Origin of the sequence: Pseudomonas sp. FP2338 (genome assembly GCF_030687515.1) — a bacterium.
GTDB lineage: Bacteria > Pseudomonadota > Gammaproteobacteria > Pseudomonadales > Pseudomonadaceae > Aquipseudomonas > Aquipseudomonas salomonii.
Genome location: NZ_CP117436.1, coordinates 5534882 through 5556662, shown reverse-complemented (window position 1 = coordinate 5556662; position 21781 = coordinate 5534882). Strand labels below are relative to the sequence as shown.

The window sequence follows — 21781 nt, the reverse complement described above, 5'->3', positions numbered from 1 at the left end:
ATGACACACCGCCGTCGCCAAGCCTTCTAACTCTTCAGCGACAGCGGTGCCAAATTCTGCGCAGCGCCGTATCGCCTGTCAACGCGGCGGCACTGCCCGCTTAACCCCACGAGAATCCCCAGATGCGCCACGCCGGCAACGAAACCCTGGCTGCTCTCACGGCCTATAAAAGTGGCTTCTTCAACATCGGCCTGTTCTCGGCGGTGATCAACCTGCTGATGCTGGCCCCGGCGCTCTACATGCTGCAGGTGTACGACCGGGTGCTGGCCTCGGGTAACCTGATGACCCTGTTGATGCTGACGCTGATGATCCTCGGCCTGTTCGGCCTGATGGGCGCGTTGGAATGGGTGCGCAGCCAGGTGGTGATCCGCCTCGGCACGCAAATGGACATGCGCTTGAACCAGCGCGTATACGATGCCGCGTTCGAAGCACAACTCAAGGGCGGCACCCAGGCGGCGGGCCAGGCGCTGAACGACCTGACCACGCTGCGCCAATTCGCCACTGGCCAGGCGTTGTTCGCGTTTTTTGATGCGCCGTGGTTTCCGGTGTACCTGCTGGTGATCTTCCTTTTTCACCCCTGGCTTGGCCTGCTGGCGCTGGGCGGTGCGCTGATTCTGATCGCGCTGGCGTGGGTCAACCACCATGTCAGCCATGCACCGATGGCCCAGGCCAGCCAACTGTCCATCAGCGCCAGCCAGCAGGCCACGGCCAATTTGCGCAATGCGCAAACCATCGAAGCCATGGGCATGCTCGCCACCTTGCGCGACCGTTGGTTCACCCAGCACCAGGCGTTTCTGGCGCAGCAGAACCTGGCCAGTGAAAAGACCGCTGCTGTCACCGCCTGGTCCAAGGGCGTGCGTCTGGCTTTGCAGTCGCTGGTGTTGGGGTTGGGCGCCTTGCTGGCGGTGCAGGGTGATATCACGCCGGGAATGATGATCGCCGGCTCCATCTTGATGGGCCGCGTGCTCAGCCCCATCGACCAGTTGATTGGCGTGTGGAAACAATGGGGTTCGGCGCGCCTGGCATTCGAACGCTTGTCGCAGATGCTGGCGGACAACCCGGCCCGGCCAGCCCGCATGAACTTGCCGGTGCCCAAGGGCCAGCTGAGCGTCGAGCAGGTCAGCGCCTGCGCGCCGGGCAACCGTCGTCCGGCCGTCAGCAACCTGGGCTTCAGCCTGCCGGCGGGTGAAGTGTTGGGCGTGATTGGCCCGTCGGGTTGCGGCAAATCCACTCTGGCCCGCGTGCTGGTCGGTGCCTGGGCACCGTTGGCCGGTAAAGTGCGCCTGGACGGCGCCGACCTGGCCCAGTGGGACAAGCAGCAACTTGGCCCGCACATGGGTTACTTACCCCAGGATATCCAGCTGTTTGCCGGCAGCATCGCGCAAAATATCGCGCGTTTTGCCGACGTGGACGCCGACAAGGTAATCGCCGCCGCGCAAATGGCCGGCGTGCATGACTTGATCCTGCAACTGCCCCAGGGCTACGACACGCAACTGGGGGAGGGCGGTGCCGGTTTGTCCGGCGGCCAGCAGCAGCGCGTGGCCCTGGCGCGCGCGTTGTACGGCCTGCCCGCGCTGATCGTGCTGGATGAACCCAACGCCAACCTTGATGAAGCCGGTGAACAGGCCTTGCTCCAGGCTATCGCCCAACTCAAGCAGCAGCGCCGCACGGTCATTCTGATTACCCACAAAGCCAACGTGCTGTCCCTGACCGACCAGTTGCTGATTCTCAAGGACGGCCAGTTGCAAGCGTTCGGCCCCACAGCGCGCGTGTTGGACGCCCGCCAGAAACCCGCGCCGGCCAAGCCGGTGTCGACATTGAGCATGAGTTACCGCCTCGGTGAAGGAAAACAGGCATGAGCCAAGTCAAACCCGTACCGAATAATGTGCTGGCGCTGGATGACAAGAAGTACTCACGCCTGGGTTGGCTGCTGGTACTCGGTGGTTTTGCCGGGTTTCTTGGCTGGGCGGCATTGGCGCCGTTGGACAAGGGCGTAGCGGTGTCGGGCAAAGTGATGGTCTCGGGCCATCGCAAGACTGTGCAGCACCCTAGCGGCGGTATCGTCGAGCGCATCGAGGTGCGCGATGGCGATGTGGTCAAGGCCGGCCAGGTGCTGTTGCGCTTGAAAGAAACGCCACTGCGCGGGCAGATGCAATCGTTGCGCAGCCAGTATTGGGCGTCGCTGGCCAGTGAGGCGCGCTTGAGTGCCGAAAGCGAGGGGCTGCCAACCATCGACTTCGGCGCCGAATTGCTCAGCGAGCCTGACGCGGCCAGCCTGCTGGATTTACAGCGGCAGTTGTTCAGCAGCCGCGCTCAGGCGCTGGCCACCGAGCAGCAAGGCTTGCGCGAAACCATCGCCGGGGCCGAGGCGCAGTTGCGCGGCACCCGCGATTCCCAGGCCAGCAAAGTCCAGCAACGCGCGGCGCTCAACGAGCAATTGCAAGGCCTGCGCGAATTGGCGCGCGATGGCTATATCGCGCGTAATCGCCTGCTCGACAGCGAGCGCCTGTACGCGCAGATCGATGGCACCATTGCCGAGGATTTCGGCCGCATTGGGCAACTGCAACGCCAGGTGCTCGAATTGCGTTTGCGCATTCGCCAACTGGGCGAAGATTTCCAGAAAGACCTGCGCGGCCAGTTGGCCGACACCCGCACCCGCAGTGATGACTTGCGCAACCGCCTGGCGTCGGCTGAGTTCGAGCTGGCCAACAGCCGGGTGCGCGCGCCCGCTGCCGGTGTGGTGGTGGGGCTCGATGTGTATACCGAAGGCGGCGTGATCAAGCCCGGCCAGGTGCTGATGGACATCGTGCCTCAAGGCGAGCCGTTGCTGGTGGAGGCGCGCGTGCCGGTGCAGATGGTCGACAAGGTACACCCAGGCTTGCCGGTGGAATTGTTGTTCTCGGCGTTCAACCAGGCCACCACGCCGCGGGTGGCCGGTGAAGTGACGCTGGTGTCGGCCGACCGCCAGGTGGATGAACGTACCGATGAGCCGTACTACACGCTGCGCGCTCAGGTCAGCGCGGCCGGTATGCAGCAACTCGATGGCGTGCAGATCCGGCCGGGCATGCCGGTGGAAACCTTCGTCAAAACCGGTGAGCGTTCGATGCTCAACTACCTGTTCAAGCCGCTGCTCGACCGCACGCACATGGCGCTGGTGGAAGAATGAAGGCGCTGCTGTTTACCCTGTGTTTGAGTTGTGCGCCGGCCGCGCAGGCCTTGGGTTTGCTGGAGGCTTACGATTTGGCCCTGCGTAATGATCCGACCTTTCAGGCCGCGATCCAGGAGCGTGAGGCCGGTGAGGAGAACCGCGTGATCGGCCGGGCGGCGTTGCTGCCGAACCTGTCCTGGAGTTACAACAATTCGCGCAATGAATCCGAAGTCACCCAGAACCGCACCACCAGCGACCGCGACTATCGCAGCTACGCTTCGACCTTGACCCTGCAACAACCGCTGCTCGATTACGAAGCCTACGCACGGTTCCGCCAGGGCACCGCCCAGGCGCTGATGGCCGATGAGCGCTTTCGCAGCAAAAGCCAGGAATTGGCTGTGCGGGTACTGGGCGCCTATAGCCAGGCGCTGCTGGCCCAGGAGCGCATCGAGTTGAGCCGCGCGCAGAAGCGCGCGTTTGCCGAACGCCTGCAACTCAATGAACGCCTGCTTAAAGGCGGCGAGGGCACGCGTACCGATGTGCTGGAAACCCAGGCGCGGCTGAGCCTGGCCCAGGCTGAAGAGCTTGAATCGCAGGATGCCCAGGACAGCGCCTTGCGTGAATTGGAAGCCATCGTGGGTCAGCCGTTGCAGATCGAAGCGCTGGCACCGCTGGCTCGCCAGTTCGAGATTGCGCCCCTGGAACCGAACCGTTTTGAGACATGGCGTGAAATGGCCATGGCCAACAATCCTGAGCTGAAGTCTGCGCATCACGCGCTGGACGTGGCTTCCTATGAAGTCGAGCGTAAGCGCGCCGGGCACTTGCCCAAGGTCAGCCTGTACGCCAGCAGCCGCAAGACCAGCTCCGATTCGGAAAGCAGCTACAACCAGAAGTACGATACCAACAGTGTCGGCATCCAAGTCAGCCTGCCGTTGTTTGCCGGTGGCTCGGTCTCGGCCTCCACACGCCAGGCGGCTAGCCAATTGTCCCAGGCTCAATATGAACTGGACGCGCAAACCGCCAATACCCTGGTGGAGCTGCGCAAGCAGTTCAACCTCAACACCAGCGGCGCGGCGAAAGTACGTGCTTACGGGATGGCCGTCAGCTCGGCTACAGCCTTGGTCAGCGCGACCCAAAGGAGTGTGGCTGGCGGTGAGCGGGTCAACCTCGACGTGCTCGACGCCGAACAACAACTGTTCACCGCCCGCCGCGACCTGGCAAACGCACGGCATGCGTATTTGCTGGCGCGGATTCAGTTGAAGTATTACGCGGGGTTGCTGAGCGAGCAGGACTTGCGGGCGTTGGCAGGGTATTTCCAGCCATCGGCATGAGTGGTTACAACGCCGCATTCGCGGGGTTGTTCGTCGTTACTAATCTGTGAAACAGCTTCGCAAGGATGGAGCCGGTTGTCGGGTGCCACGGAAAAATTGTTACCTGGCGGAAAATAACCTAACAGATGGGTTACGATGAAAGTAGGTGCTTACAAGGGATATGTGATTTCAGTGTTTCTGCGGGATGAACACTGCCCGCCCCACGTTCATGTCAGAGGCATGGCATGGGATGCGCGTTTTCGTTTCAGCTTTCTGGATGGAGACGTGGAGTTGTGGGATGTAGAGCCGGATCGCAGGCGGCCATCCACTGCGCTCCTGAAGGAAATACGTGAGGCGATCATGCAGCCGCACTACCTGGCGCGGGCACGCAGGATCTGGTGGGAGAAACTGCAAACGGTTTGCCTGGAGAATCATTCCTGGGATTGGGAAGCCGATGAGGTATTGCCGGGGTTGATCATTCAGCGTGGTGTTTATGTGATTGCACGTGCCCGGCACGATGTTGTGGGGCAGAAGACAATTTTGAATCTGGTCAGGGCACCAGGTTTTGTGGAGATTGATTTATGAAAAAAATCGTAAAGGCCAAAGTCGTGCCCTATAAGCCGCTCACTGACGCCGATGTCGACAAGGCAATCGCCCGTGGGCGCAAGCTCAAACGTCTGTACGCCAATGCCAGCAACGTGCGCTATGAACACGAGTGCATTTCCATCGGCTTCAGCGACGGCAGCCGCGTCATGTTGCCTGTGGCCGGGTTACCGGAATTCGAAGGGTTTTCCCTGGAGGACTTTCAGCAACTGGAGGTCGGCTTTGGCGGCAAGGCGCTGTGCTGTGAGGCGCAGGATCTGGACGTGTCGATCACCGGCCTCATCGCCACCAGCCAGCCCTTGATGGACCTGGCGACGAGCCTGGTAGCGTCGCGCAACGGTCGCAAGAGCAGCGCCGCCAAAACCGCCGCCGCCCGAGCCAATGGCAAGAAGGGCGGTCGGCCACGCAAGGAGCCGTTGGATAACGGTGATTCAACAGATGCATGAAAACCCAGTGTGGGAGCTGGCTTGCCTGCGATAGCGGTGTATCAGTTGACCGATGCAGGGCAGGCCTACCGCCATCGCAGGCAAGCTGAACTGGTCAAGTAATCTTGGACACCATTTAAGGTTCACGCCGCCAGTCTCTCCCTGACGACCGGCGACCGGTAATCGTTGTAACTGTGAGGCCTGGAGATGTTGTAGCGAGAGACATAGCGCTGCACATCTGCCCGGGCCTCATGCTCTGATTCATAGCCCGTCTCAGGCACCCATTCTGATTTCAAACTTCCGAAGAAGCGCTCCATCGGAGCGTTATCCCAGCATTCGCCTTTACGACTCATGCTTTGCCGTAGCTCATGTTCCAGCAGCTCATTCCTGAACTTATGGCTCGTGTACTGACAACCTTGGTCTGAGTGAAACAGCACGTCTTTAGGGCGGCCTCTAAGCTCAACTGCCATCCGCAAAGCCTCGCAGGTCAGCGTGGCATCGGAAATCATAGAAAACGACCAACCCACGACCCGACGAGCAAACAAATCCAGAACTGCGGCGAAATACAGCCACCGCTTCCCGACTTTGATGTACGTCACGTCTCCACACCACACCTGGTTAACCGCCGTCACATCAAACTTGCGCTTGAGCACATGCGGGGCCACTAACGCTTCCACGCCGGGCGATTTGTACTTGTGACGTCGGCGCTGACGGCTGGCGATCCCCGCTTCGCGCATCAAACTGCGAGCCAAGTACCGCCCGATGCGATGCCCTTTCTCTTGCAGCTCCTTCGCCAAAGTTCTCGCTCCCGCAGAAGCCCGCGATGCCTTGTGATGCCTGACCAGCGCGGCCTTGAGCTTCTCCCGCTCAGGATTTGCTCTGCCTTGGCGCTGACGCCAAGCGTAAAAGCTACTTCTGTTGACGCCGAACGCCCGGCAACACCTGTTGACGCCGTACTGCTCGTCCAGCTCATCGATCAGCGTGAATGATCTTTGGCGTCCAAAAGCAGGAGAGCACTGGCCTTTTTTAGGATTTCGATGTCCAGGTCTTTCTCCCGAAGCAACGCTTTGAGCCTCTGAATCTCTCGTTGATCGGCAGTAATCGCCTTGGCGCCTACCGGCGTCGAGCCTAATCGCTCTTTACGCACCTGATCCACCCAGCGGCGCAAGGCTGTAGGGCCAATATCCAAACTGGCGCACACCTCGGGAACCTGCAGCCCTTCATCCAGCACCATGCTGGCAGCTTTGAGCTTGAACTCACTCGAATAAGATTTGCGCATATCCAAACACCTCAGATTTGGGCGCCATCATAGCGCCCGATTGAAGTGTCCAAAATCATTAGGCCAGTTCAAGCCAGCTCCCACAGTTTACCGCCGGGTCAATAACACCCCGGATTCCATATGGTGCGTCCATGGGAACTGGTCGAACATCGCACACTGGGTAATCCGGTGCGTGTCATGCAGTTGCGCAATGTTCGCCGCCAGCGTCTCCGGGTTGCAGGAGATGTACAGGATGTTGTCAAAACGTCGGGTCAGTTCGCAGGTGTCCGGGTCCATGCCGGCGCGCGGTGGGTCGACGAAGACGCTACCGAATTCGTAGCTCTTCAGGTCGATGCCGTGCAGACGGCGGAACGGTCGAACTTCGTTGAGTGCCTCGGTGAGCTCTTCGGCAGACAGGCGCACCAGGGTGACGTTAGCCACTGCGTTTTCATCAAGGTTGCTTAAGGCCGCATTCACCGAGGTCTTGCTGATTTCGGTGGCCAGCACCTTACGTACACGGGTTGCCAGTGGCAGGGTGAAATTGCCGTTGCCGCAATACAACTCCAGCAAATCATCCGGGCGATCGCCCAAGGCTTCATAGGCCCAGTTGAGCATCTTCTGGTTCACGGTGCCGTTGGGCTGGGTGAACGCGCCCTCGGGTTGGCGGTAGCTGAAGGTGCGCCCGCCGACCTCGAGTTTTTCCACCACGTAGTCGTGGCCGATCACATCACGCTTGCCCTTGGAGCGGCCGATGATGCTGACATTCAAATCCGCCGCCAGCTTGTTCGCAGCAGTGTGCCAATGCTCGTCCAGCGGGCGGTGATAGCACAGGGTAATCATCGCGTCGCCGGCCAGTGTGGTCAGGAACTCCACTTGGAACAGCTTGTGGCTCAAGGCTGCGCTGGCTTGCCAGGCGGCTTTGAGTTGCGGCATCAACTGGTTGATGCGCTGGCTGGCGATCGGGAATTCTTCGATCAGGATCGGCGTGCGTTTGTCGTCCTGGGAGAACATCGCGTAGTGGCGCTCACCGCCTTCGCGCCACAGGCGGAACTCCGCGCGCAGGCGGAAGTTCTGCAGCGGCGAATCGAAGACCTGCGGTTCGGGGGCGTCGAACGGTGCCAACAGGTCACGCAAGCGCGTGACCTTGTCTTGCAGTTGAGCGGTGTAGCTTGCGGCGTCAAAAGTCATGCGTTGAACCAGCCCAGCTTGATCACAAACAGAATCGACAGGATCACCAGTGCCGGGTTCAGCTCACGGTAGCGGCCCGAAAGCAGCTTGATGGCGGTCCAGGCGATGAAACCGAAGGCGATGCCGTTGGCGATGGAGTAAGTGAAAGGCATCGCCAGGGCGGTGACCACCACCGGCGCTGCAACAGTAATGTCATCCCAGTCGATTTCGGCCAGGCCCTGGGTCATCAGCACGGCCACGAACAGCAGCGCCGGCGCGGTGGCAAATGCTGGAACACTGGCGGCCAGTGGCGAGAAGAACAGCGCGAGCAGGAACAGGATGGCGACCACGATGGCGGTCAAACCCGTACGGCCACCGGCACTCACGCCCGCAGCCGACTCGATGTAGCTGGTGGTGGTCGACGTACCCAGCAGCGAACCGGCCATGGCGGCGGTACTGTCGGCGATCAGTGCACGGCCCATTTTCGGCATGTGGCCGTCCTTGCCCATCAGGCCGGCGCGTTTGGCCACGCCGATCAGGGTGCCGGAGTTGTCGAACAGGTCAACGAACAGGAAGGCGAAGATCACGCTGACCAGGCCGATATCCAGCGCGCCTTTGATATCCAGTTGCAGGAAGGTCGGGGCCAGGGACGGTGGCATCGAGGTCACACCGCCGAACGGAGTGAAGCCCATCGCGATAGACACGATGGTCACCGCCAGGATGCCGATCAGTACTGCACCGCGCACCGCCAGGGCTTCCAGCGCCACGATCAGCGCGAAACCCAAGGTAGCGAGGATCGGCGCCGGTTGTTTCAGGTCGCCGAGGCCGACCATGGTGGCCGGGTTGCTGACCACGATACCGGCGTTGTGCAGGGCGATCAGCGCCAGGAACAGGCCGATACCGGCGGCAATCGCCGAGCGCAGCGGCAGCGGGATGCTGTTGATGATCCACTCACGGATGCGGAAGATCGACAGCAGGAAGAACAACACCGCCGAAATGAATACCGCGCCCAACGCGACTTGCCAGGTATGGCCCATGTGCAGGACCACGGTGTAGGTGAAGAAGGCGTTGAGGCCCATGCCCGGTGCCAGCGCGATCGGGTAGTTGGCGATCAGGCCCATCACGGTCGAACCGATGGCGGCGGCCAGGCAGGTGGCGACAAACACCGCGCCCTTGTCCATGCCGGTCTCGCCGAGGATGCTCGGGTTCACGAACAGAATGTAGGCCATGGCCAGAAAGGTCGTGATACCCGCGAGAATCTCGGTGCGCACGTTGGTGTTGTGTGCTTTGAGTTGAAACAGCTTTTCCAGCATGCCGGCTCCCTGTGACGCTATTTTGCGTCGTTATTTGTTGACCTCTAAGTCAAAGCACAAACTGCGCCAAGCGCCTGTGGTTTCAGAGAGGATCGGAAAAAGCGGCGCATGATACCAGCAGCCGACGCGATGTGGCGGATAGGCTGCGTATTCTCCAATCTGGCCTTGAGGCATACTGCGCCGACGTTAAACACAGGGTCGTTATCAGCATGAAAAAAGCCAACGCCAGCAGTCTAGCTCTGTTCGCCGTAATCGGCCTGGGGCTCGTGGCACCGGCGTGGGGCGCGGCTGCACCGCCCTTGAGCGAGGTGCGGGTATTCAAGGTCGAATCGGCACGTTGCACGGAAACCATCCCCACGGGCGTGACGACCACCCAGATGTGCACCCATCGTGGGCAGACCAAGGTTTCGGTGATGGAAGTCGGCCTGGGCAAAAGCCCGATGGGGCGCTTCAATGGCGCCGAATTGAATGGGCAACGCACGCCGGTGTGTCAGGTGGGCAACATCAGCGAAGTCTGTAACGGCGCAGGCACTGTGATGGGCTACATCTATGTGTTTGACCTGAATGTCCAGGCCCAAGGCTGGTTCGAATACAGCAATATCTCGATCAATGGCGCGCAGAACACCTTGAAACTCGAGTTCAACATCCTCTGATCAATCCCCTTGAACGCTCACTACCTCGGGAAGTCGTAGCCCTAAGACGGCGACTTTCCTGAACGCCGCGGATGTGCACCAACCCGTGAGGTGTTTATGAGCGCGAACCCTAATGGCACGACGACCAAACCGTTCGTCAGCCACCCGATACGCCTGACCCTGAATGGCCAAGACCGCCAGCTGCAGGTGTTGCCCTGGACCACCTTGCTGGACCTGCTGCGCGAACAGCTGGATCTGGTGGGTAGCAAAAAAGGCTGTGACCACGGCCAGTGCGGCGCCTGCACGGTGTTGCGCGATGGCAAACGTATCAACGCCTGCCTGACCCTGGCGGTGATGTGTGACGGTGCCGAATTGACCACCATTGAGGGCCTGGCCGACGGCGACCAGTTGCACCCGATGCAGCAGGCCTTTATCCAGCATGACGCGTTCCAGTGCGGCTACTGCACGCCGGGGCAGATTTGCTCGGCCGTCGGCCTGGCCAATGAAGGCCGCGCCCACAACACCGGGCAAATCCAGGAACTGATGAGCGGCAACCTGTGCCGCTGCGGGGCCTACAGCAATATTCGCGATGCCATTGAAGACGTTGTGCTGGGAGGTGACCAATGAACCCCTTCCAGTACAGCAAGCCGGCCGATGTGCAGGAAGCCGTGCACCTGAGCAGCGCAACGTCGCGGTTTATCGCCGGTGGCACCAACCTGCTGGACTTGATGAAAGAGAACATCAGCCGCCCCGAACACCTGATCGACATCACCGGTTTGGCGCTCAACGGCGTAGAGGCGACCGCCGGCGGCGGGGTGATGATCGGCGCGTTGGTCAGCAATGCCGACCTGGCCTGGCACCCGCTGATCGAAGCGCGTTACCCATTGCTGTCCCAGGCCATCCTGGCGGGCGCCTCGCCGCAACTGCGCAATATGGCAAGTACCGGCGGTAACCTGTTGCAACGTACCCGTTGCTACTATTTTTATGATGCCAGCGTGCCGTGCAACAAGCGTGAACCTGGCAGCGGCTGCCCGGCGCGCGCGGGGTTGAACCGCATCCATGCGATCCTCGGTGCCAGCGAACACTGCGTGGCCACCCATCCCTCGGACATGTGCGTCGCCCTGGCAGCGCTGCAGGCGCGGGTGCATGTAGAAGGGCGTGGCGGCGCACGGGTGATCGAATTTGCCGACTTTCATCGCTTGCCCGGCGACACGCCTGAGCGCGACAACCTGCTGGCCGACGATGAGCTGATCACCGCCATCGAACTGCCGCCTGATCATCTCGCCAACCATAGCCACTACCTGAAGATTCGTGACCGTGCGTCCTACGCCTTCGCGCTGGTCTCCGTTGCCGCCGCGCTGGAACTGGAAGGCGACACCATCGTCGATGCGCGCCTGGCCCTTGGCGGTGTGGCCCACAAACCTTGGCGCGATCGCGCCGTGGAAGCCGCGCTGATCGGGCAAGCGGTCAGCCGCGAAACCTTCAGCCAGGCCGCTGACGCCTTGCTGCAGGACGCCGAACCCTTGGAGCACAACCGCTTCAAAATCAAGCTGGCACGCCGCGCAATTATCCGTGCCCTGAGCGACGCCGCTGTCGCAGGAGAACGCTCATGACCGCCGTCGGCAAACCCCTGGACCGTGTTGACGGTCTGCTCAAGGTCACCGGCCAGGCGCGTTATGCCGGTGAGTTTCCAGGCAACGACTTGCTGCATGGCAGTGTTGTTTCAAGCACGATTGCCAAGGGCCGGGTAATCCGGATCGACGCGTCCAAAGCCCTGGCGCTGCCGGGCGTGGTCAGGGTGCTTGACCATCTGAACCGCCCCCAACTTGCCAGCTACGATGAGGCCTTCGCCGACGCCGATGCGGCCGACGGCTCGCCGTTTCGCCCGCTGTATAACGACCGCGTGCTTTATAACGGGCAACCTCTGGCCCTGGTGATCGCCGACAACCTTGAACTGGCGCGGCACGCTGCCTCGCTGGTCGAGATCGAATACGCGAGCGAGGCGTTTGCCACTGACCTTGTGGCCCTGCAGGAGCAGGCGTACCCCTCGCCGCAAACGCCGCCCAAGCCACGGGGCAACTTCCAGGCCGAATGGGCTGCCGCCGCCGTCAGCCTGGATATGCACTACAGCACGCCCATCGAGCACCACAACCCGATGGAGCCCCACGCCAGCACCGTGCTGTATCAGCCGGACGGCACCCTGCATATCCACGACAAGACCCAGGGCCCGCAGAACTGCCAGGCCTATGTGCAAAAAGTCTTCGGCCTGGATAAAAGCCAAGTACGGATTTTTGCCGCATTCGTCGGCGGTGCCTTTGGCTCGGGCCTGCGCCCGCAGTATCAATTGCCGCTGGCGGTGATGGCAGCGCTGGCGCTCAAGCGATCGGTGCGCGTCACCTTGACCCGTCAACAGATGTTCACGTTCGGCTACCGCCCGCGCACCCTGCAGCGTTTGCAATTGGGCGCTGCTGCCAATGGTCGCCTGTTGGCGTTGGGCCACACTGCGATTGGCCAGACCTCGCGCTTCGAAGATTTCAGCGAACATGTGGTGGAATGGAGCGGGATGCTCTACCACTGCGACAACGTGCAACTGACCTACCAACTGGTGCCCTTGGACGTTTCTACGCCGATGGACATGCGCGCGCCGGGCGCCGCGTTGGGCGTGATTGGCCTGGAGTGTGCGATGGATGAACTGGCCTGCGCCCTGGGGATGGACCCTGTGCAACTGCGCCTGATCAACTACGCCGAGCGCAACCAGAACGAAGACAAACCCTGGTCAAGCAAAGCCCTGCGCGAGTGTTACCGCGAAGGCGCCGAGCGCTTCGGCTGGAGCCAGCGCAACCCAGAGCCGCGCAGCATGCGTGACGGCAACCAGTTGATCGGTTGGGGCATGGCCGGTGGTGTGTGGGAAGCGCTGCAGATGAAGGCCAGCGCCAAGGCGCAGCTGGATGCCCAAGGCCAATTGACCGTCAGCAGCGCCACCACCGATATCGGCACGGGCACCTACACGGTGATGACCCAGATTGCCGCGCAAACCAGCGGTGTGGCGATGGCCGATGTGCGTTTTCTGCTGGGAGACTCATCGTTACCCACGGCGCCGTTACAGGGCGGCTCGTTTACCGTCTCGTCCGTCGGCACAGCCGTGCAGCAGGCCTGCGAAGCGCTGAACGCCAAGCTGCTGGCGATTGCCCGGCAGACTTACCCGGTGTTCAAAGAGGCTGAATCGGTGCGCTTTGAAGACGGCCAGTTGCACACAGGGGATGTGAGTGTGTCCCTGGCGCAACTGGTCAAGGACAGTGGCGAAGAGGTATTAGCCGTCCAGGTTGACAGCCAGCCAGACAAAAAGCGTGAAGGCTATGCGACGGCGACCCATTCGGCGGTGTTTGTCGAGGTTCAGGTCGACGAAGACTTGGGCACGATCAAGGTGCGTCGGGTGGTCAGCGCCATTGCTGCCGGGCGAGTGGTCAACCCGAAAATGGCCCGCAGCCAGATCCTCGGCGGCGTGGTCTGGGGCATCGGCATGGCACTGCATGAAGAGACCCAGGTCGACCATCAACTGGGGCGCTACATGAACCACAGCCTGGCCGAGTACCACATCCCGGTAAATGCCGACATCGGCGACATTGAAGTGATTTTTGTCGACGAGCACGACGAAATCGTCAACGCACTTGGCTCCAAGGGCGTGGGTGAAATTGGCATTGTCGGGGTGGCGGCAGCGGTGGCGAATGCGATTTACCATGCCACCGGCAAGCGGGTGCGGGAGTTTCCTATCACCCTGGATAAGGTGTTGTAGCGCAGGTCTTCAAACCGCCGTAGATCCAATTGTGGGAGCTGGCTTGCCTGCGATTGCGGTATGTCAGCTAAAAATCAGTGACTGACACTCCGCCATCGCAGGCAAGCCAGCTCCCACATTGACGGTTTTTCAACCGGCTTATAGCTTGGTTTCCTCCACCGGCACATGCATCCGATCGCGGTTGGCCAGGGTCGGAAACAGTTTTATCCACACCCCCGTCACCAACAGCGTACCAATCCCGCCCATGACCACGGCGGGCACGGTGCCGAACCAGTGGGCGGTAATCCCCGATTCAAACTCGCCCAGTTGGTTGGATGCGCCGATAAACAGGCCGTTGACCGCACTGACCCGCCCGCGCATTTCATCCGGTGTTTCCAGTTGCACGAACGATGCGCGGATCACCATGCTGATCATGTCCGCCGCGCCCAGCACCACCAATACCGCCAGGGAGAACCAGAACGACGTCGACAGGCCGAACGCAATGGTTGCCACGCCAAACACACCGACGGCGGTAAACATCACGCGCCCGACATGCCGGTCTACCGAGAACCTCGCCAGCCACAGCGACATCAACAACGCGCCCACCGCCGGTGCCGAACGCAACAGGCCCAGCCCCCAGGCGCCGGTCAGCAGAATGTCCTTGGCGAACACCGGCAGCAACGCCGTGGCGCCGCCCAGCAACACGGCGAACAGGTCCAGCGAGATGGCACCGAGAATGTCCGGGCGGCTGCGAATGAAGCGGATCCCGGCCAGCAGCGAATCCATGGTTGCCTTGGCTTTATTGAGCGGCGTCTGGCGCGCGGGCAGGTTGAGGGTCAGCACGCAGGCGATCAGGTACAGCACCACGGTTGGGCCATACACCCACACGCTGCCAAACGCATAGAGCAAGCCGCCCAACGCCGGCGCGACGATGGTGGCCAGTTGCTGCGCCGATTGCGACGAGGCCACGGCACGCGGGAACAGCGCGCTGGGCACGATGCTCGGCAGCAGCGCTTGGGTGGTGGGCATCTCAAACGAGCGTGCGGCGCCGAGCAGGAAGGCGAGGATAAAGATCATCTCGCGGGTCACGTTGCCCGTCAGGCCGCCGATGGCCAGGGACAGGGCAATCAACGCCTGCACGGTCTGGCAGATGGCGGCGACCTTGCGCCGCTCATAACGATCGGCCACGTGGCCTGTGTGCAACATGAACAGCACGCGTGGAATAAACTCCACCAGGCCGACCAGGCCCAGGTCCAGCACATTGCCGGTCAGTTGGTAGAGGTTCCAACCGATGGCCACGGTAAGCATCTGGAAACCGCTGGCGGTGAAGATGCGCGCGAGCCAGAACGCGATGAAAGGGCGGTGGTGACGCAACAGCAACGCAGGTTCACTAGGCATCGGGAAGTCAGGTCAGGAGCAGAGGGAGCAGGCAGATTAGCATCAAGCTGTAACAAATAGTTGCAAGAACTGAGCTGAGGCAACCTGTCACGCGTCAATGAACCACACGGCTTTCGTTCGAAAATGGGACTACTCTTTCAGCAATGCTTGATCCAGATCAAAACCGGCCCCGGGATTGGTCTGGCGGCCGCAAGGCCAGAATCCCTACGTGATGGGTAAAAAAAGAAACGAATTGAAATTCGCCACACTCCATATCCGTGGGGGCAGTGGGTGCAGGCTCCCGCCAGCAGCCGGTATTACCTGACAGAGGAAGACTTATGTTCGGTTTGGAGGCGCTAGATCTCGCCCGAATTCAATTCGCGTTCACCATCTCGTTTCACATCCTGTTCCCGGCGATCACCATCGGCCTGGCCAGTTACCTTGCGGTGCTGGAAGGCTTGTGGCTCAAGACCCATAACGATACCTACCGTGACCTCTACCATTTCTGGTCGAAGATCTTTGCCGTCAACTTCGGCATGGGGGTGGTTTCGGGCTTGGTCATGGCCTATCAGTTTGGCACCAACTGGAGTCGCTTTTCGGACTTCGCCGGCGCCGTCACCGGGCCGCTACTTACGTACGAAGTGCTCACGGCCTTCTTCCTTGAGGCGGGTTTTCTCGGGGTGATGCTGTTCGGCTGGAACAAGGTGGGGCGCAAGCTGCACTTCTTTGCCACGGTAATGGTGGCCGTCGGTACGCTGATCTCGACCTTCTGGATTCTGGCCTCCAACAGCTGGATGCAGACCCCACAAGGCTTTGAAATTATCGACGGCCGCGTGATTCCCACCGACTGGCTGGCAGTGATCTTCAACCCATCGTTCCCCTACCGCCTGATGCACATGGCCACGGCCGCCTTTGTGGCGACCGCATTCTTCGTCGGTTCTTCGGCAGCCTGGCATTTGCTGCGCGGCAAGGACAACCCGGCGATCCGCACCATGCTGTCGATGGCGATGTGGATGGCCCTGATCGTGGCGCCTATTCAGGCGGTGATCGGTGACTTCCATGGCCTCAACACCTTAAAGCACCAACCGGCGAAAATCGCCGCGATTGAGGGCCACTGGGAAAATATCGGCAATGAGCCGACGCCGCTGATCCTGTTCGGCTGGCCGGACATGAAAGCCGAGAAAACCAAATACGCGGTGGAGATTCCGTATCTCGGCAGCCTGATCCTGACCCACTCCCTGGACAAACAGGTGCCGGCGCTCAAGGAGTTCCCGCCTGAAGACCGTCCTAATTCGACCATCGTGTTCTGGTCGTTCCGGGTCATGGTCGGCCTGGGCTTCCTGATGATTTTCACCGGTTTGTTCAGCCTGTGGCTGCGCCGGGGCGACAAGATGTACACGTCCAGGCCGTTCCTGTACCTGGCACTGTGGATGGGCCCGTCCGGCTTGATCGCGATTCTTGCTGGTTGGTTTACCACCGAAATCGGCCGCCAGCCGTGGGTGGTGTATGGGCTGATGCGCACGGCGGACGCGTCCTCCGGGCATAGCCTGGCGCAGATGACCATTACGCTGGTGCTGTTTGTGGTGGTGTACTTCGCGCTGTTCGGCGCCGGGTTGGGCTACATGATGCGCCTGGTGCGCAAAGGTCCGCAGACTCACGAAGGCAGCGAGCCAACCCATGGTGGCCCTGGCCAGAAACGTACTCCGGCCCGTCCGTTGTCCGCCGCCGATGACGGCAGCGACGACGACCACGCCCACATCCAGCACAAGGGGAATTGAGATGGGTATTGATCTTCCGCTGATCTGGGCCGTGATCATCATCTTCGGCATCATGATGTACGTGGTGATGGACGGTTTCGATTTGGGCATCGGCATCCTCTTTCCGTTTATCCCCGGCAAAGTCGACCGTGATGTGATGATGAACACCGTCGCACCGGTATGGGACGGCAACGAAACCTGGCTGGTACTCGGTGGCGCGGCATTGTTTGGCGCGTTCCCGCTGGCCTATTCGGTGGTGCTGTCGGCGCTGTACCTGCCGCTGATCCTGATGCTGATCGGGCTGATCTTCCGGGGCGTGGCCTTTGAGTTCCGCTTCAAGGCCAAGGACGACAAGCGTCACCTGTGGGACAAGGCGTTTATCGGCGGCTCCATCGCCGCGACGTTTTTCCAGGGCGTGGCGCTGGGGGCGTTTATCGATGGCATTCCGGTGGTGAATCGCCAGTTTGCCGGCGGTTCGCTGGATTGGCTCACGCCATTCACCCTGTTCTGTGGCGTTGCACTGGTGGTCGCCTATGCCTTGCTCGGCTGCACCTGGCTGATCATGAAAACCGAAGGCAAGTTGCAGGAGCAGATGCACAACCTGGCGCGGCCCTTGGCTTTTGTGGTGCTGGCAGTGATCGGCATCGTCAGTCTGTGGACGCCGCTGGCGCACCCGGAAATCGCCTCACGCTGGTTCACCCTGCCGAACCTGTTCTGGTTCCTGCCGGTGCCGATCCTGGTGCTGGTGACCATGTATGGCTTGATCCGCGCGGTGGCACGTAATGCGCACTACACACCGTTCCTGCTGACGCTGGTGCTGATCTTCCTCGGCTACAGTGGCCTGGGCATCAGTTTGTGGCCGAACATCATTCCGCCTTCCGTGTCGATCTGGGACGCTGCCGCACCACCGCAGAGCCAGGGCTTCATGCTGGTGGGCACGTTGTTCATCATCCCGTTTATCCTGGGCTACACCTTCTGGAGCTATTACGTGTTCCGCGGCAAGGTCACCCACGAAGACGGCTACCACTAGGAGGGTCGTTGTATGTCCGGCAAACCTTCGTTACACGAGATTGAACAGGCCGAGAAACAACCGCTGTGGCGGCGCCTGGGGTGGCTGGCGATGATCTGGACCGGCAGCGTGCTGGCCCTGTTCGTCGTGGCCAGCCTGATGCGCATGTTCATGAATGCGGCCGGCCTGACCACTCACTGATATCCCGATCCGGGCTTTGCGGCCCGGTTTTCCAGCCCTCGCTACGAGGGCTTTTTTATTTGCGGGCTTTGAGAATGACGAACTTCGGTGTGGCGGCTACTTGTTCAACGCCACGGAACAAACGCGCCAATTTGCTGTGATAACCCAGGTGGCGGTTGCCGACGATATAAAGCGCGCCGCCCACTACCAGGGCTTCGCGCGCCTGCTGGAACATGCGCCAGGCCAGGAAGTCGCCGACCACCTGTTGCTGGTGGAACGGCGGGTTGCACAGCACCACGTCCAAAGATTGCGGTTCCTGGCCGGCGAGGCCATCGGCAGCGCGTACGCTAACCTCGCGCGCACCGAAGGCGGCCTGCCAGTTTTCGGCCGCTGACTGCACAGCCATGTAGGACTCATCCACCAGGGTGTACTGTGCGTCGGGGTTTTGCAGGGCGCTGGCGATCGCCAACACGCCGTTGCCGCAGCCCAGGTCCGCGACGCGCGCGCTGCCGAGATTGTTTGGCAGGTGCGGGAGGAAGGCGCGGGTGCCGATGTCCAGGCCTTCGCGGCAGAACACGTTGGCGTGGTTCAACAGCTCGATGGCCGGTGTGTCTAGTGTGTAGCGAGTAGGGTAGGGCGAGACGGCGGCCGGGCGGTCTTCAGCCGTGGCGATCAGCAACCGGGCTTTTTTCATGGCAAGGGAGGCGTGCATCGGGCCGATATAGCGCTCCAGCAACTCGCCCGCCGCCCGTGGCAGGTGCTTGATCATCGCCCCGGCAATGACTTGAGCGCCTGGCGCCAACTGCCCTTGCAGGCGGATCAACTGTTCTTCCAGCAGGGCCAGGGTCTTTGGCACGCGGATCAGCACGCGGTCGAACGGCCCGGCCGGCAGCTGGCTGGCGGGCACGAATGGCACGGCATCAAAGGTCTTGCCGTTGCGTATCAGGTTTTTTTCCAGACCCTGGGCCGCCAAAAACGAGTCGCCGCTGGACGTGACCTGCACCTGGCCTTCAAGGCTGGCCGCCAAGGCGCCGAAGCTGTCGTTGAGCACCAGTACACGGGTTGCCGCGCCTGGCTGCTGCTCGGCCAGGTGGCTGAGCAGGTACTCGTCGGCGGCATCGAAGGCCTGCAACGGGTCATTGTGTTGCTCTGGCTGGCGAATCAGGTCGAGCTGGGCGAAGGGGCTGTCAAGCAGGGGCATGGCGCGGGGAGCTCTGGGTCATCGATGGGGCGGCAGCGGGCACTGGCGGCCGGCGCAACCATCTGAGTGAACAACGAAGTGGCACCAATGCGCCGTATCAACACTCAGAATTGGCCGTAAATGTTACTTTTTTTTCGGCGGGATTACATGCGGTGTTTCTTCAGCGGTTAAAACAACCCGGCTTTGGAGGCGCAAAGCACGGCCGCAATCTTGTTATTGACCCCAAGTTTTCTCAAGCAACTGCTGATATGGAAGCCCACGGTGCGCTCCGACAGGCACAGGATCATGGCAATTTCGCACGCCGTCTTGCCCAAGGCTGAATACCTGAGGATTTCTGTTTCTCGTGGCGTCAACTTGCAAGGCGCCGTGACGCTGGTTTTTTCGGCATATTCTTGTGCCACCGCCGCGTGCATCACGTGGCAAAGCCAGAGGACCTGGCCGGCTTTCTCGTAAAGCTCTTCCGGGCTGACTTCGCCGTTACTGCGGCCCAGGGTGAGCATGCTGAACACGCCTTGAAAGTCGTGCACGGCCTGGGTCCACCCCAAATGCACACCAAAGGATTGGGCCAACGACCACAAGTGCGGCGTGGTGTTGAATGTTTTTTCATCCCACACGATGGGCATCACACTACTTTTGCAGTGGGCGACGACCGGATCAATATCAAAGAAATGCGCTTGTTTGTACACGTTGTTCCATTCGTTTGGGTAGTTGTTGAAGTGAATGGGTTTTGTTTGAGTGCCTGATTGTTGTGAACTCATCGTGAATGAGCAGTATTGGAACCCGAGCTCATAGGTGTGATTGATCACCATCTCATAAATAGTGTTAATCCTGTTCTCACCTTCCAATTTTGGGAGTCGTGTATTGCGCCAGTTGACCATCGGTAACTCTCCATAGGTGTTGTTGCCTGGGCACGTCCTATCTCCCAGCGGGTACGGAAATCAGTGTAGGACAAAGCCTACAAATCGTAGCGTGAAAAAAATTTACTGATTGTTCGTATTTTCTTTGTTTAATACTTATACGCCGAGTCATCTTTTGTACATGTATCGCGGTTGCGCTGAGAAAACTAATGATATTAATGTGTTGGCAGTGATATTAAATTGATAGTGGTTTAAATACACAGTGACAGGTAATGGCCTGTTGGAAGGTGAGAAATAGCTAAATGTTTAGTTGGACTGGATAGATTCGATTTCAGCGCTTGCACGCGAACGGCTACCCGGTGCGCGTCGCAATGCCAGTACAAACCACCGGTGTTTCCCTGCGCGACTTTGAGGGACACTAGGGCACCTGTTCAACGGAGCCCCTCATGACGTCCAGTGCTGAGAAATTTACCCGCCAGACCTTGCTCGAGGTGCAATCGCTGACGCCCAGCCTGTTTACCCTGCGCACCACCCGTGATCCGGGCTTTCGGTTTACCGCCGGCCAGTTTGTGCGCTTGGGTGTGACCAAGGCGGACGGCAGCACGGTGTGGCGCGCCTATTCCATTGTGTCCTCGCCATTTGATGAACACTTGGACTTCTTCTCAATTGTCGTTCCGGGAGGCGAGTTCACCAGTGAGTTAAGCCGCCTCAAGGTGGGCGATACCTTGATGGTGGAGCGCCAAGCCACTGGCTATCTGACTTTGAACCGCTTTGTGGACGGGCGTGATCTGTGGCTGCTCGGAACCGGCACCGGGGTGGCACCGTTTTTGTCGATTCTGCAGGACTTCGAGGTCTGGGAAAAATTCGAGCGCATCGTGCTGGTGTACAGCGCCCGAGAGGCCAAGGAGCTGGCGTATCAGTCGCTGATTGACACGCTGGGCGAGCGTGAGTACCTGGCCGAGTACGCGCATAAACTCACCTACATTCCCATCGTCACCCGTGAGCAGCACCCTGGGGCGCTGAACGGGCGCATCACCACGCTGATCGAGAATGGCGAGCTGGAGCGCGCTGCCGGCGTAGCACTGGCGCCGGAGCACTCTCGCGTGCTGATCTGCGGCAACCCGCAGATGGTCGATGACACCCGCCAATTGCTCAAGCAGCGCGACCTGCAACTAAGCCTTAGCCGGCGCCCTGGGCAGGTGGCGGTGGAAAACTACTGGTAATAAAAAAGGCGCCTGAAACAGGCGCCTTTTCCAAGCAAACACGGGTTAAAGCGGCTTGTCGTTCTGTGCTTTGAGCAGATCACGGATCTCACCCAGCAGCAGCTCTTCCTTGGTCGGCGTCGGCGGCAGGCTTGGGGCTACAGCTTCTTCGCGCTTCAGGCGGTTGATGGCTTTCACGCCCATGAAAATGGCGAAGGCGACGATCACGAAGTCGATGACGCTCTGGATAAACTTGCCATAAGCCAGGACCACGGCGGGCACATCACCCTGCGCGGCCTTGAGGGTTATCGCCAGGTCCCCGAAGTCCACACCACCGATCAGCAGACCAATGGGTGGCATCACCACGTCGCCTACAAACGAAGAAACGATTTTGCCGAACGCGGCGCCGATGATGATACCGACGGCCATATCGACCACATTACCTTTGACCGCGAAGGCCTTGAACTCACTGATCACGCCCATAGGTTATTCCTTGTTACAGATGAGAAGGGTGGAGGTCAGTGTAAGTCAGTCGTAGCCCGCTCGCTCGACACAACCGTTAACACTGTC

The 21781-nt window shown here is 60.4% G+C and carries 20 protein-coding genes; 13 read left to right on the top strand and 7 right to left on the bottom strand.

Going from position 1 to position 21781, the window contains the following annotated elements:
• The first annotated feature begins 122 nt into the window (after positions 1-122).
• The 5 genes from PSH96_RS25100 to PSH96_RS25080 all read left to right on the top strand — a co-directional run bounded on the left by PSH96_RS25100 (position 123) and on the right by PSH96_RS25080 (position 5507).
• Positions 123-1859, top strand: a complete 1737-nt coding sequence (locus PSH96_RS25100; protein WP_305455885.1) for a type I secretion system permease/ATPase — start codon at positions 123-125, stop codon at positions 1857-1859.
• Positions 1856-3166 (top strand): HlyD family type I secretion periplasmic adaptor subunit, encoded by a 1311-nt coding sequence (locus PSH96_RS25095; protein WP_305455884.1) that lies wholly within the window; start codon positions 1856-1858, stop codon positions 3164-3166. Before PSH96_RS25100 ends, PSH96_RS25095 begins: the two co-directional genes overlap by 4 nt.
• The gene (locus PSH96_RS25090) at positions 3163-4479 is read left to right on the top strand and encodes a TolC family outer membrane protein (protein ID WP_305455882.1); all 1317 of its coding nucleotides are present in this window, start codon (positions 3163-3165) and stop codon (positions 4477-4479) included. Before PSH96_RS25095 ends, PSH96_RS25090 begins: the two co-directional genes overlap by 4 nt.
• 135 nt (positions 4480-4614) lie before the next feature.
• Positions 4615-5043 (top strand): DUF4160 domain-containing protein, encoded by a 429-nt coding sequence (locus PSH96_RS25085; protein ID WP_305455880.1) that lies wholly within the window; start codon positions 4615-4617, stop codon positions 5041-5043.
• The gene (locus PSH96_RS25080; RefSeq protein WP_305455877.1) at positions 5040-5507 is read left to right on the top strand and encodes a DUF2442 domain-containing protein; all 468 of its coding nucleotides are present in this window, start codon (positions 5040-5042) and stop codon (positions 5505-5507) included. The genes PSH96_RS25085 and PSH96_RS25080 overlap by 4 nt, the downstream gene beginning before the upstream one ends.
• 122 nt (positions 5508-5629) lie before the next feature.
• On the opposite strand, the gene PSH96_RS25075 is transcribed toward PSH96_RS25080, so the two are convergent.
• The 3 genes from PSH96_RS25075 to PSH96_RS25065 form a co-directional block, all read right to left on the bottom strand.
• Positions 5630-6765 (bottom strand): IS3 family transposase gene (locus PSH96_RS25075; RefSeq protein WP_370694308.1). Its coding sequence is split into 2 segments (ribosomal slippage): positions 5630-6516 and positions 6516-6765, totalling 1137 coding nucleotides; the frame shifts between segments, so codons are not numbered across the junction.
• A gap of 87 nt (positions 6766-6852) precedes the next feature.
• Positions 6853-7932, bottom strand: coding sequence for a tRNA (uridine(54)-C5)-methyltransferase TrmA (gene trmA / locus PSH96_RS25070; protein ID WP_305455875.1), 1080 nt, complete (start codon positions 7930-7932; stop codon positions 6853-6855).
• Positions 7929-9224: an NCS2 family permease gene (locus tag PSH96_RS25065; RefSeq protein WP_017139323.1), complete on the bottom strand. Its 1296-nt coding sequence runs from the start codon at positions 9222-9224 to the stop codon at positions 7929-7931. The genes trmA and PSH96_RS25065 overlap by 4 nt, the downstream gene beginning before the upstream one ends.
• Positions 9225-9433: 209 nt before the next feature.
• On the opposite strand from PSH96_RS25065, the gene PSH96_RS25060 reads away from it, so the two are divergent.
• The 4 genes from PSH96_RS25060 (at position 9434) to PSH96_RS25045 (ending at position 13649) form a co-directional block, all read left to right on the top strand.
• Complete coding sequence (locus PSH96_RS25060) at positions 9434-9877, top strand: DUF4879 domain-containing protein (RefSeq protein WP_305455871.1); 444 nt, start codon at positions 9434-9436, stop codon at positions 9875-9877.
• 96 nt (positions 9878-9973) lie between these two features.
• Positions 9974-10483, top strand: a complete 510-nt coding sequence (locus PSH96_RS25055) for a (2Fe-2S)-binding protein (RefSeq protein ID WP_305455868.1) — start codon at positions 9974-9976, stop codon at positions 10481-10483.
• Positions 10480-11469 (top strand): xanthine dehydrogenase family protein subunit M, encoded by a 990-nt coding sequence (locus tag PSH96_RS25050; protein ID WP_305455866.1) that lies wholly within the window; start codon positions 10480-10482, stop codon positions 11467-11469. The genes PSH96_RS25055 and PSH96_RS25050 overlap by 4 nt, the downstream gene beginning before the upstream one ends.
• Positions 11466-13649, top strand: coding sequence for a xanthine dehydrogenase family protein molybdopterin-binding subunit (locus tag PSH96_RS25045; protein ID WP_305455863.1), 2184 nt, complete (start codon positions 11466-11468; stop codon positions 13647-13649). The genes PSH96_RS25050 and PSH96_RS25045 overlap by 4 nt, the downstream gene beginning before the upstream one ends.
• Before the next feature lie 138 nt (positions 13650-13787).
• Here the strand turns inward: PSH96_RS25045 and PSH96_RS25040 are convergent, their stop codons facing one another.
• Positions 13788-15026: an MFS transporter gene (locus PSH96_RS25040; protein WP_305455861.1), complete on the bottom strand. Its 1239-nt coding sequence runs from the start codon at positions 15024-15026 to the stop codon at positions 13788-13790.
• A gap of 317 nt (positions 15027-15343) precedes the next feature.
• Here PSH96_RS25040 and PSH96_RS25035 point away from each other — a divergent pair, with 317 nt between their 5' ends.
• The 3 genes from PSH96_RS25035 to PSH96_RS25025 are packed head-to-tail and all read left to right on the top strand — an operon-like array spanning position 15344 to position 17972.
• Entirely contained in the window at positions 15344-16783 is a 1440-nt protein-coding gene (locus tag PSH96_RS25035) for a cytochrome ubiquinol oxidase subunit I (RefSeq protein ID WP_056858217.1), read from the top strand.
• A 1-nt stretch (position 16784) separates the two neighbouring features.
• Positions 16785-17792 (top strand): cytochrome d ubiquinol oxidase subunit II, encoded by a 1008-nt coding sequence (gene cydB / locus PSH96_RS25030; RefSeq protein WP_056858218.1) that lies wholly within the window; start codon positions 16785-16787, stop codon positions 17790-17792.
• Positions 17793-17804: 12 nt separating this feature from the next.
• Complete coding sequence (locus PSH96_RS25025) at positions 17805-17972, top strand: DUF2474 domain-containing protein (protein ID WP_010206690.1); 168 nt, start codon at positions 17805-17807, stop codon at positions 17970-17972.
• Positions 17973-18027: 55 nt separating this feature from the next.
• On the opposite strand, the gene PSH96_RS25020 is transcribed toward PSH96_RS25025, so the two are convergent.
• Together PSH96_RS25020 and PSH96_RS25015 are read right to left on the bottom strand one after the other, a co-directional pair.
• A complete protein-coding gene (locus PSH96_RS25020) occupies positions 18028-19152 on the bottom strand; it encodes a methyltransferase (RefSeq protein WP_305455858.1) in 1125 nt (374 codons plus the stop codon).
• 167 nt (positions 19153-19319) lie between these two features.
• Entirely contained in the window at positions 19320-20030 is a 711-nt protein-coding gene (locus tag PSH96_RS25015; RefSeq protein ID WP_305455856.1) for a LuxR family transcriptional regulator, read from the bottom strand.
• Positions 20031-20455: 425 nt separating this feature from the next.
• Here PSH96_RS25015 and PSH96_RS25010 point away from each other — a divergent pair, with 425 nt between their 5' ends.
• Entirely contained in the window at positions 20456-21232 is a 777-nt protein-coding gene (locus tag PSH96_RS25010) for a ferredoxin--NADP reductase (RefSeq protein WP_305455853.1), read from the top strand.
• Positions 21233-21277: 45 nt separating this feature from the next.
• Here PSH96_RS25010 and mscL read toward each other — a convergent pair whose 3' ends face one another.
• A complete protein-coding gene (gene mscL / locus PSH96_RS25005; RefSeq protein WP_056858221.1) occupies positions 21278-21694 on the bottom strand; it encodes a large-conductance mechanosensitive channel protein MscL in 417 nt (138 codons plus the stop codon).
• Between the last annotated feature and the right edge of the window lie 87 nt (positions 21695-21781).

What these genes read in the sequence shown, in the direction of transcription:
- PSH96_RS25100 (WP_305455885.1), top strand. Translation starts at nt 123, where the DNA reads ATGCGCCACGCCGGCAACGAAACCCTGGCTGCTCTCACGGCCTATAAA.
- PSH96_RS25095 (WP_305455884.1), top strand. Translation starts at nt 1,856, where the DNA reads ATGAGCCAAGTCAAACCCGTACCGAATAATGTGCTGGCGCTGGATGAC.
- PSH96_RS25090 (WP_305455882.1), top strand. Translation starts at nt 3,163, where the DNA reads ATGAAGGCGCTGCTGTTTACCCTGTGTTTGAGTTGTGCGCCGGCCGCG.
- PSH96_RS25085 (WP_305455880.1), top strand. Translation starts at nt 4,615, where the DNA reads ATGAAAGTAGGTGCTTACAAGGGATATGTGATTTCAGTGTTTCTGCGG.
- PSH96_RS25080 (WP_305455877.1), top strand. Translation starts at nt 5,040, where the DNA reads ATGAAAAAAATCGTAAAGGCCAAAGTCGTGCCCTATAAGCCGCTCACT.
- trmA (WP_305455875.1), bottom strand. Translation starts at nt 7,932, where the DNA reads ATGACTTTTGACGCCGCAAGCTACACCGCTCAACTGCAAGACAAGGTC.
- PSH96_RS25065 (WP_017139323.1), bottom strand. Translation starts at nt 9,224, where the DNA reads ATGCTGGAAAAGCTGTTTCAACTCAAAGCACACAACACCAACGTGCGC.
- PSH96_RS25060 (WP_305455871.1), top strand. Translation starts at nt 9,434, where the DNA reads ATGAAAAAAGCCAACGCCAGCAGTCTAGCTCTGTTCGCCGTAATCGGC.
- PSH96_RS25055 (WP_305455868.1), top strand. Translation starts at nt 9,974, where the DNA reads ATGAGCGCGAACCCTAATGGCACGACGACCAAACCGTTCGTCAGCCAC.
- PSH96_RS25050 (WP_305455866.1), top strand. Translation starts at nt 10,480, where the DNA reads ATGAACCCCTTCCAGTACAGCAAGCCGGCCGATGTGCAGGAAGCCGTG.
- PSH96_RS25045 (WP_305455863.1), top strand. Translation starts at nt 11,466, where the DNA reads ATGACCGCCGTCGGCAAACCCCTGGACCGTGTTGACGGTCTGCTCAAG.
- PSH96_RS25040 (WP_305455861.1), bottom strand. Translation starts at nt 15,026, where the DNA reads ATGCCTAGTGAACCTGCGTTGCTGTTGCGTCACCACCGCCCTTTCATC.
- PSH96_RS25035 (WP_056858217.1), top strand. Translation starts at nt 15,344, where the DNA reads ATGTTCGGTTTGGAGGCGCTAGATCTCGCCCGAATTCAATTCGCGTTC.
- cydB (WP_056858218.1), top strand. Translation starts at nt 16,785, where the DNA reads ATGGGTATTGATCTTCCGCTGATCTGGGCCGTGATCATCATCTTCGGC.
- PSH96_RS25025 (WP_010206690.1), top strand. Translation starts at nt 17,805, where the DNA reads ATGTCCGGCAAACCTTCGTTACACGAGATTGAACAGGCCGAGAAACAA.
- PSH96_RS25020 (WP_305455858.1), bottom strand. Translation starts at nt 19,152, where the DNA reads ATGCCCCTGCTTGACAGCCCCTTCGCCCAGCTCGACCTGATTCGCCAG.
- PSH96_RS25015 (WP_305455856.1), bottom strand. Translation starts at nt 20,030, where the DNA reads ATGGTCAACTGGCGCAATACACGACTCCCAAAATTGGAAGGTGAGAAC.
- PSH96_RS25010 (WP_305455853.1), top strand. Translation starts at nt 20,456, where the DNA reads ATGACGTCCAGTGCTGAGAAATTTACCCGCCAGACCTTGCTCGAGGTG.
- mscL (WP_056858221.1), bottom strand. Translation starts at nt 21,694, where the DNA reads ATGGGCGTGATCAGTGAGTTCAAGGCCTTCGCGGTCAAAGGTAATGTG.